At 58.7% G+C, this 13141-nt stretch carries 17 protein-coding genes; 5 read left to right on the top strand and 12 right to left on the bottom strand.

Annotated features, from left to right (window positions below; all coding sequences use genetic code 11):
* Positions 1 to 4: 4 nt before the first annotated feature.
* The 9 genes from CYD26_RS08880 to flgB all read right to left on the bottom strand — a co-directional run bounded on the left by CYD26_RS08880 (position 5) and on the right by flgB (position 6860).
* A complete protein-coding gene (locus CYD26_RS08880; RefSeq protein ID WP_102052448.1) occupies positions 5 to 1114 on the bottom strand; it encodes a flagellar basal body P-ring protein FlgI in 1110 nt (369 codons plus the stop codon).
* Positions 1115 to 1126: 12 nt separating this feature from the next.
* On the bottom strand, positions 1127 to 1822 hold the full coding sequence (flgH, locus tag CYD26_RS08875; protein ID WP_102052399.1) for a flagellar basal body L-ring protein FlgH: 696 nt from the start codon (positions 1820 to 1822) through the stop codon (positions 1127 to 1129).
* Positions 1823 to 1876: 54 nt separating this feature from the next.
* A complete protein-coding gene (gene flgG, locus CYD26_RS08870; protein ID WP_038613405.1) occupies positions 1877 to 2662 on the bottom strand; it encodes a flagellar basal-body rod protein FlgG in 786 nt (261 codons plus the stop codon).
* 45 nt (positions 2663 to 2707) lie between these two features.
* Complete coding sequence (locus CYD26_RS08865) at positions 2708 to 3448, bottom strand: flagellar basal body rod protein FlgF (protein WP_102052398.1); 741 nt, start codon at positions 3446 to 3448, stop codon at positions 2708 to 2710.
* Positions 3449 to 3638: 190 nt separating this feature from the next.
* On the bottom strand, positions 3639 to 3827 hold the full coding sequence (locus tag CYD26_RS08860) for a hypothetical protein (RefSeq protein ID WP_102052397.1): 189 nt from the start codon (positions 3825 to 3827) through the stop codon (positions 3639 to 3641).
* 72 nt (positions 3828 to 3899) lie between these two features.
* A complete protein-coding gene (flgE, locus tag CYD26_RS08855) occupies positions 3900 to 5225 on the bottom strand; it encodes a flagellar hook protein FlgE (protein WP_102052396.1) in 1326 nt (441 codons plus the stop codon).
* A gap of 30 nt (positions 5226 to 5255) precedes the next feature.
* Positions 5256 to 5990 (bottom strand): flagellar hook assembly protein FlgD, encoded by a 735-nt coding sequence (flgD, locus tag CYD26_RS08850; protein WP_102052395.1) that lies wholly within the window; start codon positions 5988 to 5990, stop codon positions 5256 to 5258.
* A gap of 15 nt (positions 5991 to 6005) precedes the next feature.
* Positions 6006 to 6449 carry a flagellar basal body rod protein FlgC gene (gene flgC / locus CYD26_RS08845; protein WP_065759715.1) on the bottom strand — a complete coding sequence of 148 codons (444 nt, stop codon included), beginning with the start codon at positions 6447 to 6449 and terminating at the stop codon, positions 6006 to 6008.
* A gap of 3 nt (positions 6450 to 6452) precedes the next feature.
* The gene (gene flgB, locus CYD26_RS08840; protein ID WP_065759714.1) at positions 6453 to 6860 is read right to left on the bottom strand and encodes a flagellar basal body rod protein FlgB; all 408 of its coding nucleotides are present in this window, start codon (positions 6858 to 6860) and stop codon (positions 6453 to 6455) included.
* Positions 6861 to 6919: 59 nt separating this feature from the next.
* On the opposite strand from flgB, the gene CYD26_RS24985 reads away from it, so the two are divergent.
* Positions 6920 to 7144, top strand: coding sequence for a hypothetical protein (locus CYD26_RS24985; protein WP_145991788.1), 225 nt, complete (start codon positions 6920 to 6922; stop codon positions 7142 to 7144).
* 28 nt (positions 7145 to 7172) lie between these two features.
* Here CYD26_RS24985 and cheR read toward each other — a convergent pair whose 3' ends face one another.
* Both cheR and CYD26_RS08830 read right to left on the bottom strand, forming a co-directional pair.
* The gene (cheR, locus tag CYD26_RS08835; RefSeq protein ID WP_065759713.1) at positions 7173 to 8000 is read right to left on the bottom strand and encodes a protein-glutamate O-methyltransferase CheR; all 828 of its coding nucleotides are present in this window, start codon (positions 7998 to 8000) and stop codon (positions 7173 to 7175) included.
* 50 nt (positions 8001 to 8050) lie between these two features.
* Complete coding sequence (locus CYD26_RS08830; protein ID WP_065759712.1) at positions 8051 to 8980, bottom strand: chemotaxis protein CheV; 930 nt, start codon at positions 8978 to 8980, stop codon at positions 8051 to 8053.
* Between the two features lie 68 nt (positions 8981 to 9048).
* Between CYD26_RS08830 and flgA the strand changes: the two genes are divergently transcribed.
* From flgA to CYD26_RS08810, 4 genes are all read left to right on the top strand, one after another.
* Positions 9049 to 9801 carry a flagellar basal body P-ring formation chaperone FlgA gene (flgA, locus tag CYD26_RS08825; protein ID WP_065759711.1) on the top strand — a complete coding sequence of 251 codons (753 nt, stop codon included), beginning with the start codon at positions 9049 to 9051 and terminating at the stop codon, positions 9799 to 9801.
* 167 nt (positions 9802 to 9968) lie between these two features.
* Positions 9969 to 10283 carry a flagellar biosynthesis anti-sigma factor FlgM gene (flgM, locus tag CYD26_RS08820; protein WP_065759710.1) on the top strand — a complete coding sequence of 105 codons (315 nt, stop codon included), beginning with the start codon at positions 9969 to 9971 and terminating at the stop codon, positions 10281 to 10283.
* A 46-nt stretch (positions 10284 to 10329) separates the two neighbouring features.
* Complete coding sequence (locus CYD26_RS08815) at positions 10330 to 10797, top strand: flagella synthesis protein FlgN (RefSeq protein ID WP_065759709.1); 468 nt, start codon at positions 10330 to 10332, stop codon at positions 10795 to 10797.
* A 131-nt stretch (positions 10798 to 10928) separates the two neighbouring features.
* Entirely contained in the window at positions 10929 to 11621 is a 693-nt protein-coding gene (locus CYD26_RS08810; RefSeq protein WP_099776569.1) for a flagellar brake protein, read from the top strand.
* An 88-nt stretch (positions 11622 to 11709) separates the two neighbouring features.
* On the opposite strand, the gene CYD26_RS08805 is transcribed toward CYD26_RS08810, so the two are convergent.
* Positions 11710 to 13041 carry an MFS transporter gene (locus CYD26_RS08805; RefSeq protein WP_102052394.1) on the bottom strand — a complete coding sequence of 444 codons (1332 nt, stop codon included), beginning with the start codon at positions 13039 to 13041 and terminating at the stop codon, positions 11710 to 11712.
* Positions 13042 to 13141: the final 100 nt, after the last annotated feature.

The raw sequence follows: 13141 nt of genomic DNA, 5'->3' as shown, positions 1-13141 counted from the left end.
GTCCTCAGATCACGATCAAGTCGGCCTGGAGGGCGCCGGCCTGCTTCAGGGCTTCGAGGATTGCCATCAGGTCACTCGGGGCTGCCCCCACCTGGTTCACCGCACGGACGATTTCATCCAGCGTGGTGCCCGGGCCGAACTTGAACATCGGCTTGGCTTCCTGCTCGGCATTGACCCGCGAGCGCGGCACCACAGCGGTCTGGCCATTGGAGAACGGCCCCGGCTGGCTGACGATCGGGTCTTCGGTGATGGTCACGGTCAGGCTGCCATGGGTAACCGCCGCAGGCGACACTTTGACGTTCTGACCGATAACGATGGTGCCGGTACGCGAGTTGATGATGACCTTGGCTACCGCCTGGCCCGGATCGATTTCCAGGTTCTCGAGGATCGACAGGTAATCGACACGCTGGCTCGGATCGAGCGGCGCGGTAACCCGCACCGAACCACCGTCCAGGGCCTGAGCCACGCCCGGACCGAGCAGTTCGTTGACCTTGTCGACAATGCGCTTGGCGGTGGTGAAGTCCGGACGATTGAGGTTCAGGGTCAGGCTGTTCCCCTGGTTGAATCCGCTCGGTACCGCACGCTCTACCGAAGCACCGCCGGGAATGCGCCCCGCCGACGGTACGTTGACGGTGATCTTCGAGCCATCGCGGCCTTCGGCGTCAAAGCCGCCAACCACCAGGTTGCCCTGAGCGATCGCATAGACGTTGCCGTCGATCCCCTTGAGCGGCGTCATCAGCAAACTGCCGCCGCGCAGGCTCTTGGAGTTACCGATCGAGGACACGGTGATGTCCACTACCTGCCCCGGTTTGGCGAACGCCGGCAGGTCGGCATGCACCGAGACCGCCGCGACGTTTTTCAGCTGCACGTTGCCCGTGCCCGCCGGCACCTTGATGCCGAACTGCGACAGCATGTTGTTGAAGGTTTGCAGGGTGAACGGCGTCTGGGTGGTCTGGTCACCCGTGCCATTGAGCCCCACCACCAGGCCGTAGCCGATCAGCTGGTTGCTACGCACGCCGGAAATGCTGGCGATGTCTTTCAGGCGTTCGGCCTGTGCGGCGAACGCGACGGACATCAGAAGCGCGGCGGTCATCAGCTGCTTGAAGTTGAACATGGTCATCCGAACCTAGAAAGGCCAAAGCGGGCTGAGGAAGAAACGGTCGAACCAGCCCGGCTGACTGGCATCGGCAAACGAGCCGGTTCCCGAGTAGGTGATGCGCGCATCGGCAACCCGGGTCGAAGGCACGGTGTTGTCGGTGGCAATGTCGTCGGCGCGGATCATGCCGGCGATGCGCACCAGCTCGTCGCCGGTGTTGAGGGTCAGCCACTTCTCGCCACGCACGGCAATGATGCCGTTGGGCAACACATCAGCCACCGTCACGGTGATCGAGCCGGTCAGGCTGTTGCCCTGCCCGGCTTTACTGTCGCCTTTGGTTGCACGGTCACCGCTGTACCCGGCGCTCAGGCTCAGATCGCCATCGCTGAACGGGTTGTTGGTGGTCATCGAAGAGCCGAACAACGAGGTCAGGCCGATATCGGCCTTACTGTTCTTGGCGATCTGCGAGTTAGCGTTCTTGCTCGCCTGGGTCCGCTCGTTGAGGGTGATGGTGATGATGTCACCGACCCGGAACGCCTTGCGGTCGCTGTACAGGTTCTGATCGAAACCGGCCTGGTAGATCGAGCCGTTGTTGGCCGCAGCCGGCAGTGGCGTACGCGGCAATACCGGCGCGTAGTACGGATCATTGGGCTTGGGCGGCGGCGCAACGCAGCCGGCCAGCACGCTGATCCCACTCAGGGCAAGTACGCAAAACAAACGACTCATGACTCTGACCTCACGGTGTAACAGGCGCCGTTAAAGCGACCTCGAAGACTTCACTTACAGGTTCTGGGTAACGAACGAGAGCATCTGGTCGGCGGTGGAAATGACCTTGGAGTTCATCTCGTAGGCACGCTGGGTGGTGATCATGTTGACCAGTTCTTCCACGGTGCTGACGTTGGAGTTTTCCAGGGTCTGCTGCTGGACCACACCGAAACCGTTCAGGCCTGGCGTACCGACTTGCGGCGCGCCGCTGGCGGCGGTTTCCAGGAACAGGTTGCCACCGGTTGCCTGCAGGCCGGCCGGGTTGATGAAGTCGGCAGTCTGAATGTTGCCGATCACCTGCGCCGCCGGGTTGCCTGCGGTGGTGATCGAGACGGTGCCGTCACGGCCCACGGTGAAGGTCTGCGCCTCAGGCGGCACGACGATCGCCGGTTCCAGGGCAAAACCGCTGGCGGTGACTATCTGGCCATCGGAGTTCAGGTGGAAGGTACCGTCACGAGTGTAGGAGACGGTGCCATCGGGCTGCAGGATCTGGAAGAAGCCGCGGCCATCAACGGCCATGTCCAGCGGGTTCTCGGTGGTCTGCAGGCTACCGGCGGTGAAGCTCTTCTGGGTACCGACAATGCGCACACCGGTACCCAGCTGCAGACCCGAAGGCAGCTCGCTGTCCTGGGTCGACTGGGCACCGGCCTGGCGACGGGTCTGGTACAGCAGGTCCTGAAACTCGGCACGATCGCGCTTGAAGCCGGTGGTCGAAACGTTGGCCAGGTTGTTGGAAATGGTGGTCAGGTTCATGTCCTGGGCGGACAGACCGGTTTTACTGACCCAAAGAGCCGGAAGCATGCTGTTCTCCTCGCGCGCCTGTTTTACGGCGCTACGTCTGTGTAATTAGCCGATTTGCAAAACCCGAGCCATGGCTTCGTCGCCTTCCTTGGCCGTGGTCATCATCTTGATGTGCAGTTCGAATTGACGTGACAACGCCAGCACCGAGGTCATTTCCTCGACGGCATTGACGTTGCTGCTTTCAAGGAAACCCGACACCAGCTTGACGTTGGCATCGGCCACCGCTGGCTGGCCATTGCTGGTATGGATCAAACCGTCCAGACCTTTGGTCATGGACTTGAGGTCAGGATTGACCATCTTGATCCGGTCGACTTCAGCCATTACCTCCGGCCCTTCGCCCATGGCGCGGATGGTGATGGTGCCGTCTTCACCGACCTCGACCTTCTGCTCTGGCGGTACCGCAATCGGCCCACCGTTACCCATGATCGGCATACCGTTGGCGGCACGCAGCACACCCAGGGCATCGATGTTCATGCTCGCGGTACGCACATAGGCTTCGCTGCCATCCGGTGCCTGCACGGCGATAAAGCCGTCGCCCCCAATGGCCACGTCCAGGTCACGCCCGGTCTCCAGCATCGAGCCTGGCGAGAAATCCGTCGCCGGGCGCTCGGTCATGGCGTAGGCACGCGCCGGAAAGCTGTCACCAAACACCGGCATCGAGCGCGCCTGCTCCAGGTCACGCTGAAAGCCGGTAGTGGAAATGTTCGCCAGGTTGTTGGCATGCGCCTTCTGCGCCAGCGCGTTCTGGCTGGCACCGGTCATGGCCACGTACAGCATCTTGTCCACAGTATCTCTCCCCTGCGCTGGCGAACACTTGCCGTTCGCCGCTGCTTTGCAGTGCTTGAAGCAAGTTTCAAACCAACTTTGCAAAAGCGGCCAAAAGCCCCGCGAGGCAAGGGCTTGATCGCCGCCCAAGGATACGGCCGGGAAAAGCGCCGTCGAAATTACGGCGCCCGCTTGCCGCTAGCGGCAAGCTTCAGTAGTCGCGGCAAGCCGCGTTATTGAAAGGACCGGCAAAGCGCTTCCAGCCATCACCGGGAGAAAACTGAGCACACACCAAACGCCCATCCACCTGACTCTCCCAACGGTACCAAGGCGCGGCAGCGGCCTCGCCCCGAGTCATCAGCAGCACTGCGAACAAGGCTAACGCCAATCGTTGCAACATGATCGATACCTTTGAAATGAAAGACCCCTTCCGAGAAAGGGGTCCGTTCACAAACATCGCCTCACAGCAGCATCAAGTCATCTGAATCATGGTCTGCATGATGGTGCTCTGGGTCGAGATGGTCTTGGCGTTCGCCTGGTAGTTGCTCTGCGCCTTGATCAGCTCGACCAGCTCCGTGGTCAGATCGACGTTGGAGGCTTCCAGCGAGTTGGAGGCAATGGCGCCCAGGGTACCGGTCTTCGGCGCATCAATGCCTGGAATGCCCGAGGAATAGGTTTCCTTCCAGCGCGTACCGCCCACTGGCTGCAGGCCTTGCTCGTTGGCGAAGGAGGCAATGGCGACCTGACCGATAGCGCGCGACTGCTGGTTGCTGAAGCTGGCGAACATCACGCCACTGGAGTCGATACTCAGGCTCGACAGAATGCCGGTAGCATAACCGTCCTGACTCTGCGACAAGCGCGTGGTCGGGGTGTTGTACGAGGTGGTCGCAGACATATCGATTGCGATACCCGACGCACTAGCCTCAGAACCATTGTTGCCCCACACTGGCGGCTTGGCATCCGGATCGGTAATGGTCGCAGGCACCCAACCGGTCAGCTTGAAGACCTGATTCTGCACCTCGTAGCCAGAACCCGGAGCACCAGCAGTCATGGTATCGACACTACCGTCAGGCTTGAATGTGATTGTAGCTTCCAGTGCCTGCGGCGGTTCCTGGGCAGGATCAAGCGGATTGCGACCATCGATCAGGGTGTAAGACTTCCACTCGTTGGTGTCAGTCTTGACGTAGTACTGATCCATGATGTGCTCGTTACCCTGGCTATCATAGATCTTGGTGGCGAAGGTCTTGTTCCAGGTAGTGTCGTCGCTCGGATCGAAGGTGGTGGTGCTCGGGATGACCTTGTCCGACGAATTCAGGTTGATACCCTGATCGATCGAGGTGGTGGACTTTGGCGCCAGTGCCGAGGTATCGATCTTCAGGTCGGTCAGTACGCCATTGATGATGTTGCCATTCTCATCCACACCGTAGCCACGCAGACGCAGGCCATCAGAGGTAGTCACGTAATTGTCTTTATCGGTCTGAAAGGCACCGGCACGGGTGTAGCTGAGCGAGCCGTTGTCGCTCAGAACGAAAAAGCCCTGCCCCTGGATGCCCATGTCCAGCACGTTGCCGGTGTTGGTGATATCACCATTGGTGAACTGCTGCGATACCGATTCCAGACGCACACCGTTACCGACGGTCTGACTGCCGACGCCCAGCTTGCTGGCCGAGTAGACGTCGGTGAACTCCGCGCGTGACGACTTGAAGCCGGTAGTGGCGACGTTGGCGATGTTGTTGCCGGTCACGTCCAGTTGCTTGTTGGCTGCATAGAGACCGCTAAGGCCGATATTGAATGACATCTTTCACTCCTTGTGCCGTGTACGCCGGCTCTATATACCGATAGTTTGGACTTTGGACAGCGCAATGGTGCCCAGGCCTGCCAGGTTGAGCATCATCTCGCCGCCAGTCTGGCTCAAGGTGACACTGCTGACCGTGGCCGGCAGGTACGTCGTGAGGGCGGTAGCGGTACCGTCGATCTTGCTGCTGGCAGCAAAGGTGTAGGTACCCGGATCAACCACTTCACCCGCTTCATTCTTGCCATCCCAGACGAAGTCGGCCTTGCCCGCCGACTGTTCACCCAGCTCGATGGTCTTGATGGTCTTGCCGTCTTTGTCGGTGATATTGATCGACAAGTTGCTGACCGACTGCGGAACACTGACGCTACCGGTGAAGCTCTTGGTGGTATCAACCACCGACTTGTCGGTCTGGACGATAACCGAGCGCCCAACGAGCGAAGAGGCCTGCAACGCCTGAGACGATTTGAAGGTGCCGGAGATCGCCGTCACCGAATCGTTCAGCGAGGTAATACCTTCAAGGCTGGAGAACTGCGCCAATTGCGCCACGAACTCACTGTTGTCCTGCGGATCAAGCGGATTCTGGTGCTGCATCTGCGTCACCAGCAACTGCAGGAACGCATCCTTGCCGAGCGCCTGGCCAGAGCCCGTCTTGCTGCTGGTAGCCGCAGTAATACCGCTACTGCTGCTGGTGCTGGTCGTCTTGGCTCCGGAGGCTTTCAGAACGTCGTTCAGATTCACGCCGGTGGTCGTATCGTTAATGCTGGCCATTGATTTAGTCCTTTATCACTGACCCAGGGTCAGGACCTTCTGCATCATGGTTTTGGCAGTGTTCATCAGCTCAGCGTTGGTCTGGAACGAACGGCTGGCGGAAATCATGTCAGCCATTTCCTCGACCACATTGACGTTCGGGTAGTAGACGTAGCCATCCTTGTTCGCTGCCGGATGATTAGGCTCGTAGCGCGCCTCCAGATTGCTCTGGTCTTCAACCACACCCAACACCTGCACGCCCTGACCTGCAGCATCCTGATCCTGGAACAGCGATTGGCCGACACCGCTCTGCGCCTGCTGGAACGTGGTGGCAAACACCGGATGGCGTGCACGGTAAGTCTGGTCGATGCTCGACGAGACGGTCTCGGCGTTGGCAATGTTACTGGCGACGGTGTTGAGCCGAGTGGTCTGGGCACTCATGCCGCTACCGGCGATATTGAATACACTGGCAAGGGACATGGATTACTCTCCGCGCAGGGCCGATACCAGCCCTTTGAATTTACTGTTGAGCAGCGTGAAGCTAGCCTGGAAACCCACCGCGTTCTCGGCGTAGCTGGATTGCTCCAGTTGCGCATCAACGGTGTTCTGGTCAACCGACGGCTGCATTGGGGTGCGGTACTTCAGCGCCTCTTCACCCATGCTCAAACCTTCAGCATCGATATGGCGACTGTTGGTCCGCTCCAACGAAAAGGTGCCGTTTTTAGCCTTGTCGGCCTGCGCCGCCAACACCTCGGAGAAGTCCAGATCACGCGCCTTGTAGTTTGGGGTATCGGCGTTGGTGATGTTGTTGGCCAGCACTTCGGCACGCTGAGCGCGAAAGCCCAATGCCTTTTCGTGAATGCCGAGCGCTTTATCGAAACTGATGCTCATGTCGGGGAAACCTTCGAAGGTTGACCGGATTGTTCGTTGCCTGAGCTAGAGCAAGTCTCATGCCAAAAAACAAAACCCAACAAAACCGGGCACCTCAGCCTATTGCCGGCAGCGGCAATGCCAGAAAAGCGGCAAAGGATTTCCGCTTGGCGCCAGCAAAGCGGCAATACGGCAGAAGAACGCGTGCGGCAAAAACGAAAACAGGCAAGGCCGGCCCCCCCTGCACCGCAGGTGATACCGAACTTGCCTGTTTTTTGTCGCCGCTGGCTGGGCGTGTTGCTTGATTGGCCTGGTGCTTGATTGGCCAGGTGCTTACTTGGCCTGGTAAATGATACCCGGGCTGCACTGAACCATCTGGTAGTGATCCGGCAGACCGTTGAGCGCCTCGGAAGCCCCCAGGAACAGGTAGCCGCCCGGCTTGAGCGTGCCATGAATACGCATCAGGATGTCTTTCTTGACCTGCGCCGAGAAGTAGATCAGCACGTTACGGCAAAACACGATATCGAACTTGCCCAGGCTTGCATAACTGTCCAGCAGGTTGAACGCACGGAACTCGACACGACTACGAATCGGCGCCTTGATCGCCCAACGCCCCGCCCCTTTCGGGTCGAAGTAACGCTGCAGACGCTCCTGGGAAAGACCGCGCGCGATAGCCAGGCTGTCGTACTCACCGGTCTTGCAGTTGGCCAGCATGGAACCCGACAAGTCGGTCGCAACGATCTGCGCGCCCATTTTCAATTGGCCAATATTGCTACGCTCGAACTCGTCGATCGCCATTGAAATCGAGTAAGGCTCCTGCCCGGACGAACAGGCTGCCGACCAGATACGCAGACGCTGACCAGGGTTTGCCTTGATCTGCTCGGGCAGTACTTTGTTTTTCAACACCTCGAATGGATAGGTATCACGAAACCAGAGGGTCTCGTTGGTGGTCATCGCATCCACCACCTGCTCGCGCAAACCGCTGCGCGGTTGAGTCTGAATGCGCTGCACCAGCTCCCCCAGGCTCTTGATACCTTGCTGCTCCATCAGCTTGTTGAGACGGCTGGAAACCAGGTACTGCTTATTTTCGCCGAGCAGGATGCCACAGGCTTTTTCCAGGAAGACCCGGAATTGTTCGAAATCCAAATTACCCGTAGACAATGATGCCGCCTCTTACAATCGTGTGTACTGCCAGGGAAAGCCCCTGGCCGTTAATGCGTAGCCTTGATCCGGTCGACAACCCGCTGAGCCAGGTCATCCGGCCTGAACTTGGCAAGAAAATCGTCGGCGCCCACTTTCTTCACCATGGCCTGGTTGAATACGCCAGAAAGTGAAGTATGCAGGATGATGTGCAATTTTTGCATGCGTGGGTCGCTACGAATCTCCGCCGTTAGCGTATAGCCATCCATTTCCGGCATCTCGATATCGGAAATCATCATCAGGAACTCTTCTTCCGGACGCTTGCCTTCGTCCACCAGCTTGCGCAGGTAGTCGAGCGCCTGACGACCATCATTAAGCGCCACCACTTCGACACCGACCGTCTGCAAGCAACGACTGACCTGCTTTCGAGCCACCGAAGAGTCATCCACCGTCAGCACCCGCAGCATGACCGCCTTGTCCTGCACATCGGCATCGACAACACCTTCGGAAATCGCCTCGGACGTCGGCGCGACCTCAGCCAGGATCTTCTCTACGTCGATGATCTCCACTAGTTTGTTGTCGACCCGAGTGACGGCCGTCAGGTAGTGATCACGACCGGTCCCCTTGGGTGGCGGATGAATCTCTTCCCAGTTCATGTTGACGATGCGCTCGACCGAATGCACCAGGAACCCTTGGGTCTTGGTGTTGTACTCCGTGATGATCACGAAACGGTTGCTCATGTCGTCATTCTGACCGGGCAAGCCGGTCGCCATCGCCAAATCAAGAATCGGGATGGTTGCCCCACGAATATTCGCAACACCACGTACTACCGGGCTGGATTTGGGCAACAGGGTCAGGTTCGGGCATTGCAGCACTTCCCGCACCTTGAACACGTTGATCCCATACAACTGCTCGCCATTAAGGCGAAACAACAGCAGCTCGAGGCGATTCTGCCCCACCAGTTGAGTACGCTGGTTCACCGAATCCATTACACCAGCCATACCAGACTCCTTCACCAAAGCTTGGGGCGTCGTACCTAAACGGCACGCGCCTTGCTTTTTTTAACTGTATGAACACGAAAACGACATTTTTCCGACGCCTGCCCCACCGCCTGCCCCGCATCCTTGCCGTGCTGTGCCTACTGGCCCCTGGCGTTCGACCTCTGGCTGACAACTTTACCTTGCCTGAACAGCTTATCGGTGTCACCCAAGGCTTTCTTGAATTCTCTGTGGAAGATTATCTGGCAACCAGCCAGACCGAAGGCCGCTACGAGATCCAGGTCAACAACCTGGACCCTAGACTGCGCATGCCCGTATGCGACCAACAGCTGAACGCCACACTGGAAAGCCCGGCTCAACCCCTGGGCCGTGTGACCGTGCGCGTGCGCTGTGACGGCAGCTCACCGTGGACGGTGTTCGTGCCCGCCCAGGTACGCCTGTTTCGCAACGTGGTCACCGCCACCCGCCCACTCAAGCGCGAAGGCATCGTTTCAGAAGAGGACGTGGCCCTGCGCGAACGCGATGTAGGCTTGCTGAGCCAAGGCTTTCTCAGCTCACTGGACCAGGCCGTGGGGCAAAAGGTTATCCGACCAGCGGTCATCGACCAGGTACTCACCCCAGCACACCTTGAACAGGCCGAAGTCGTACGTAAAGGTGACAATGTCGTGATTACCGCACGTAGCGGCACGCTCAGTGTACGCATGCCAGGGGAGGCCCTGAGCAAAGGCGGTCTCAGCGAGCAGATCCGGGTACGCAACCTGAACTCCAAACGCGTGGTAAAAGCCCGGGTAACCGGGCCCGGGCAGGTGGAAGTCGCCATGTAAGGAAAGCGAGGCAAGATCAACGCTGGCGATCAAACAGCGCTTTTCCTAAACTGTCCTCTGTCAGGGCCAAGGACTTGCCGCGCATGCCGCAGTGCATTTGCGCCTAAAGTTTTTTTCGGGTTGGCCGAAAACAAGGCAAGCGTCCAATACCCAGAGGTTTTTCAATCATGGTCATCGACTTCAGTCGTTTGAATAATTCCCCGTCCGTGACGGGCGGTGCGCGCACCGGCAGCAGCCAGGAAAACAGTTCAAGCGCTGCATCTGCCAGCACTGCTCCTGCCGCCAGCACCCAGAGCGGGGAAACCGTACACCTGAGCCAAGAGGCACAGCAGTTGCAGAAGATCAGCGAAAAGCTGCGCGAGCAACCCGTTGTCAACAGCGGCCGAGTGGCCGAGTTGAAGCAGGCGATTGCCGACGGCAGCTATAAGATCGACAGCAACCGTATCGCCAGCAAACTGCTTAATTTCGAAGCACAGCGCTAGCCCTCTGGCGCGCTGACTTCATGACGCTGAATACCAAGAGCCAGCCATGCACGACATTACTCTGCTGCAACTGATCGAAGACGATATTGCTCCAGCGCAAGAACTGCTCGAGTTACTGCAAACCGAGCTGATAGCGTTGCACGGCCGCGATATGTCGCTGCTGGAGAACATCCTGGCCCGCAAGCAATCGCTGGTGGTGCTGCTTGATCAGCAGGGGCGTCGGCGCAGCCAGGCCCTCGCCAACCTCGGCCTGAGCCCTGACCGCAGCGGTTTCGAGACCCTTGCCAGTCAGTCGTCGCTCGGCAAGCAGATGTTGGAAAAACTCGAAGAGTTGGCAAAGATCATGGCCCAGTGCCAGGCTGCCAACGAGATCAATGGTCGCTCCATCCAGATTCAGCAAGCGACCACGGCCAACCAGATTAGAATTCTCAATGGTGGCGAATCACCGTCACTGTATGACAGCCGCGGATCCACCTCGCCCCTCGCAAAACCTCGCACACTCAGCCAAGTGTGATTAACCTATACCAAGGTGCGAAGCATGCTGGCAGAATGCCTGCGCTTGCGTGTGTGTTTTAGTCTGGAGATTGATCAACCGTGTTGAATGAAGTAGATGCTCCGCAGCCACCCAAGGTGTTGACCACCCCAATGGAAATCGCCGCCAACCTGCGGCAGCTGCAAGAGAGCCATGATCCTCTGATCATTACTTTTCATGAACGTAGCCAGCGCTTCCAGAGCTACGTGGTAGAAGTCGACCGGGAGACCAATAAACTGGCGCTGGACGAAATGATCCCGCGTGACGGCGAACGCTTTTTGCAAAATGGCGAGCCGTTTCGTGTCGAAGGTTTTCATGACGGTGTACGTATTGCCTGGGAATCCAGCACGCCGCTGACCATCCAGGAGACTGATGGCCACCGTAGCTATCACGGCGCCCTGCCGTTGGAAGTCACCTACCACCAGCGTCGCAATGCCTTCCGCGCAGCGCTGAAGCTATCGCAGTTGGTGGATGTATTACTGAGCGGTGACAAACTCAAGGGTGAAGGTGCTCTCAAGGGCAAGCTTTTGGACATCTCGGCCACGGGCTGCAAACTACGCTTCGAAGGCAATGTCGAAGAGCGCCTGCAACTCGGCCAAGTGTACGAAAAGTTCAGCGCCAGCCAATTGTTTGGCACCACTACAACGGCGGTTGAACTGCGTCACCTGCACTTTGAAGAACGCTTCAACACCACGTTTGCAGGCGTGCGCTTCCACAACCTGAATGGGCAAATGCAACGCAAGGTAGAGAGCTTTGTTTACCAGTTGCAGCGTGAAGCGCGTCGTTTCGATAAAGACGACTACTAAGTAGCACTTGCACAAGCCGGTGCTACGGCAAAGGCATTGACCGGGTGCGAGCTCAGTACTCGACACCCGGATCGCGCAACACTGGCACCTATACAGGTTTTGCCGGCTCCCTTCTTCCCTCCTCCGCCTGCTGCTCCTCAGCTTCGGTGTCTTCTGCCGCTACAGGCGCCTGCATTTGATCCTGGACGTCCTGCTCAGTCACCCGTGGGTCAAGTGCCGCGGCCAAGGGTGAGCTGGCTGCTGGCATCGCTACGTGCAGCAATGGCGCGTCATCAACCTGATGCAGGTTGGTGACGGCCTGAGGCCGAATCCGCCAAACCAGTACCAGCGAGAAGAATGTAAAGAAGGCGTAGAGCATCTGATCGCCCAACTGTTGCATCAGCACACCCGCTACCAGCGGACCGATACTGGCGCCGACGCCATAGGTCACCAACAGCATCGCGGTCAATGAAACACGCCGCTCACTCTCGACATGGTCATTGGAGAATGCCACTGCCAGTGGGTACAGGCAAAACTGCAGCAGCGACACCAGGAAACCGGCAGCAAACAGCACCACCATCGGCACACTCGGCCAAATCGCCAACGGCAACGCCGCTACCGCCAAGCCGATTGCCACACCACGAATCAGCACGGCGCGGTCATAACGATCAGACAACCAGCCCAGCGGCCACTGCACGAGCAACCCGGCAAAAATACAGCACCCCATGAAGATACCAACCTGCTCGGTACTCAAGCCCTGCTTGGCCGCATACAAAGGCGCCAAACCGTAGAACGAGCCAACGATCAGGCCTGACCCCAGCACGGTACTGAGCGACTGCGGTACGCGCTTGATGAAAAAGCGCGGGTCCAGCGGCGCCGGACGCAGCGGCGCCGGGTGAATGCGCCGGGTCAGTGCCACCGGCACCAGGCACAGGGCAAAACACATCGCCACCAGCATCAGGAGCTCCAGCCCCAACTGCGGATGGGCGACCAGAATCAACTGCCCCAGCACCAGCCCCAGGTACGACGCGATCATGTAACCGCTGAATACGGCGCCCCGCTGCTTGGCATCGGCCTGCTCATTGAGCCAGCTTTCGATGACCATGTACTGACACATCATCCCCAAACCGACGATGACCCGCAGAAGGAGCCAGGCTGGCAGCCAACTGACCAGGCCATGGCCCAGCACCGCTGCCCCCACAATACCGGCGCACGTGGCGTAGGCCCGAATATGCCCGACGCGGGCAATCAGCCGGTGACCGATCTTGCCGCCCAGGGCAAGACCGAAATAGTTCGCCGCCATCAAGGCACCGACCCACAGGCTGTCAACCTGATCGGCCGCCAGGCGCAGGGCCAGGTAGGTACTTAACAGGCCCGAACCGATCAACATCATCAGAGCGGCAAAATACAGCGCGCGGAAAGACTTCCAGATCTGTCGCATCGGCGTCCCGGTTGGCTCCTTTAGCAGGTGAAAAAACTGGCTGAAAGCATAAGTGAAAAAGCACCGACGGCGCAGCAACAACAGTAGACACAAAAACAGG

The sequence above is a fragment of the Pseudomonas sp. FFUP_PS_473 genome (genome assembly GCF_002858665.1).
Lineage (GTDB): Bacteria > Pseudomonadota > Gammaproteobacteria > Pseudomonadales > Pseudomonadaceae > Aquipseudomonas > Aquipseudomonas defluvii.
The sequence above is the reverse complement of the archived record's forward strand: the minus strand, read 5'-3'. Positions and strand labels throughout refer to the sequence as shown.

Excerpts from the sequence above, each read along its gene's own strand:
- CYD26_RS08880 (WP_102052448.1), bottom strand. The coding sequence starts at position 1,114 with ATGTTCAACTTCAAGCAGCTGATGACCGCCGCGCTTCTGATGTCCGTC.
- flgH (WP_102052399.1), bottom strand. The coding sequence starts at position 1,822 with ATGAGTCGTTTGTTTTGCGTACTTGCCCTGAGTGGGATCAGCGTGCTG.
- flgG (WP_038613405.1), bottom strand. The coding sequence starts at position 2,662 with ATGCTTCCGGCTCTTTGGGTCAGTAAAACCGGTCTGTCCGCCCAGGAC.
- CYD26_RS08860 (WP_102052397.1), bottom strand. The coding sequence starts at position 3,827 with ATGTTGCAACGATTGGCGTTAGCCTTGTTCGCAGTGCTGCTGATGACT.
- flgE (WP_102052396.1), bottom strand. The coding sequence starts at position 5,225 with ATGTCATTCAATATCGGCCTTAGCGGTCTCTATGCAGCCAACAAGCAA.
- flgD (WP_102052395.1), bottom strand. The coding sequence starts at position 5,990 with ATGGCCAGCATTAACGATACGACCACCGGCGTGAATCTGAACGACGTT.
- flgC (WP_065759715.1), bottom strand. The coding sequence starts at position 6,449 with ATGTCCCTTGCCAGTGTATTCAATATCGCCGGTAGCGGCATGAGTGCC.
- flgB (WP_065759714.1), bottom strand. The coding sequence starts at position 6,860 with ATGAGCATCAGTTTCGATAAAGCGCTCGGCATTCACGAAAAGGCATTG.
- CYD26_RS24985 (WP_145991788.1), top strand. The coding sequence starts at position 6,920 with ATGCCAAAAAACAAAACCCAACAAAACCGGGCACCTCAGCCTATTGCC.
- CYD26_RS08830 (WP_065759712.1), bottom strand. The coding sequence starts at position 8,980 with ATGGCTGGTGTAATGGATTCGGTGAACCAGCGTACTCAACTGGTGGGG.
- flgA (WP_065759711.1), top strand. The coding sequence starts at position 9,049 with ATGAACACGAAAACGACATTTTTCCGACGCCTGCCCCACCGCCTGCCC.
- flgM (WP_065759710.1), top strand. The coding sequence starts at position 9,969 with ATGGTCATCGACTTCAGTCGTTTGAATAATTCCCCGTCCGTGACGGGC.
- CYD26_RS08815 (WP_065759709.1), top strand. The coding sequence starts at position 10,330 with ATGCACGACATTACTCTGCTGCAACTGATCGAAGACGATATTGCTCCA.
- CYD26_RS08810 (WP_099776569.1), top strand. The coding sequence starts at position 10,929 with ATGGAAATCGCCGCCAACCTGCGGCAGCTGCAAGAGAGCCATGATCCT.
- CYD26_RS08805 (WP_102052394.1), bottom strand. The coding sequence starts at position 13,041 with ATGCGACAGATCTGGAAGTCTTTCCGCGCGCTGTATTTTGCCGCTCTG.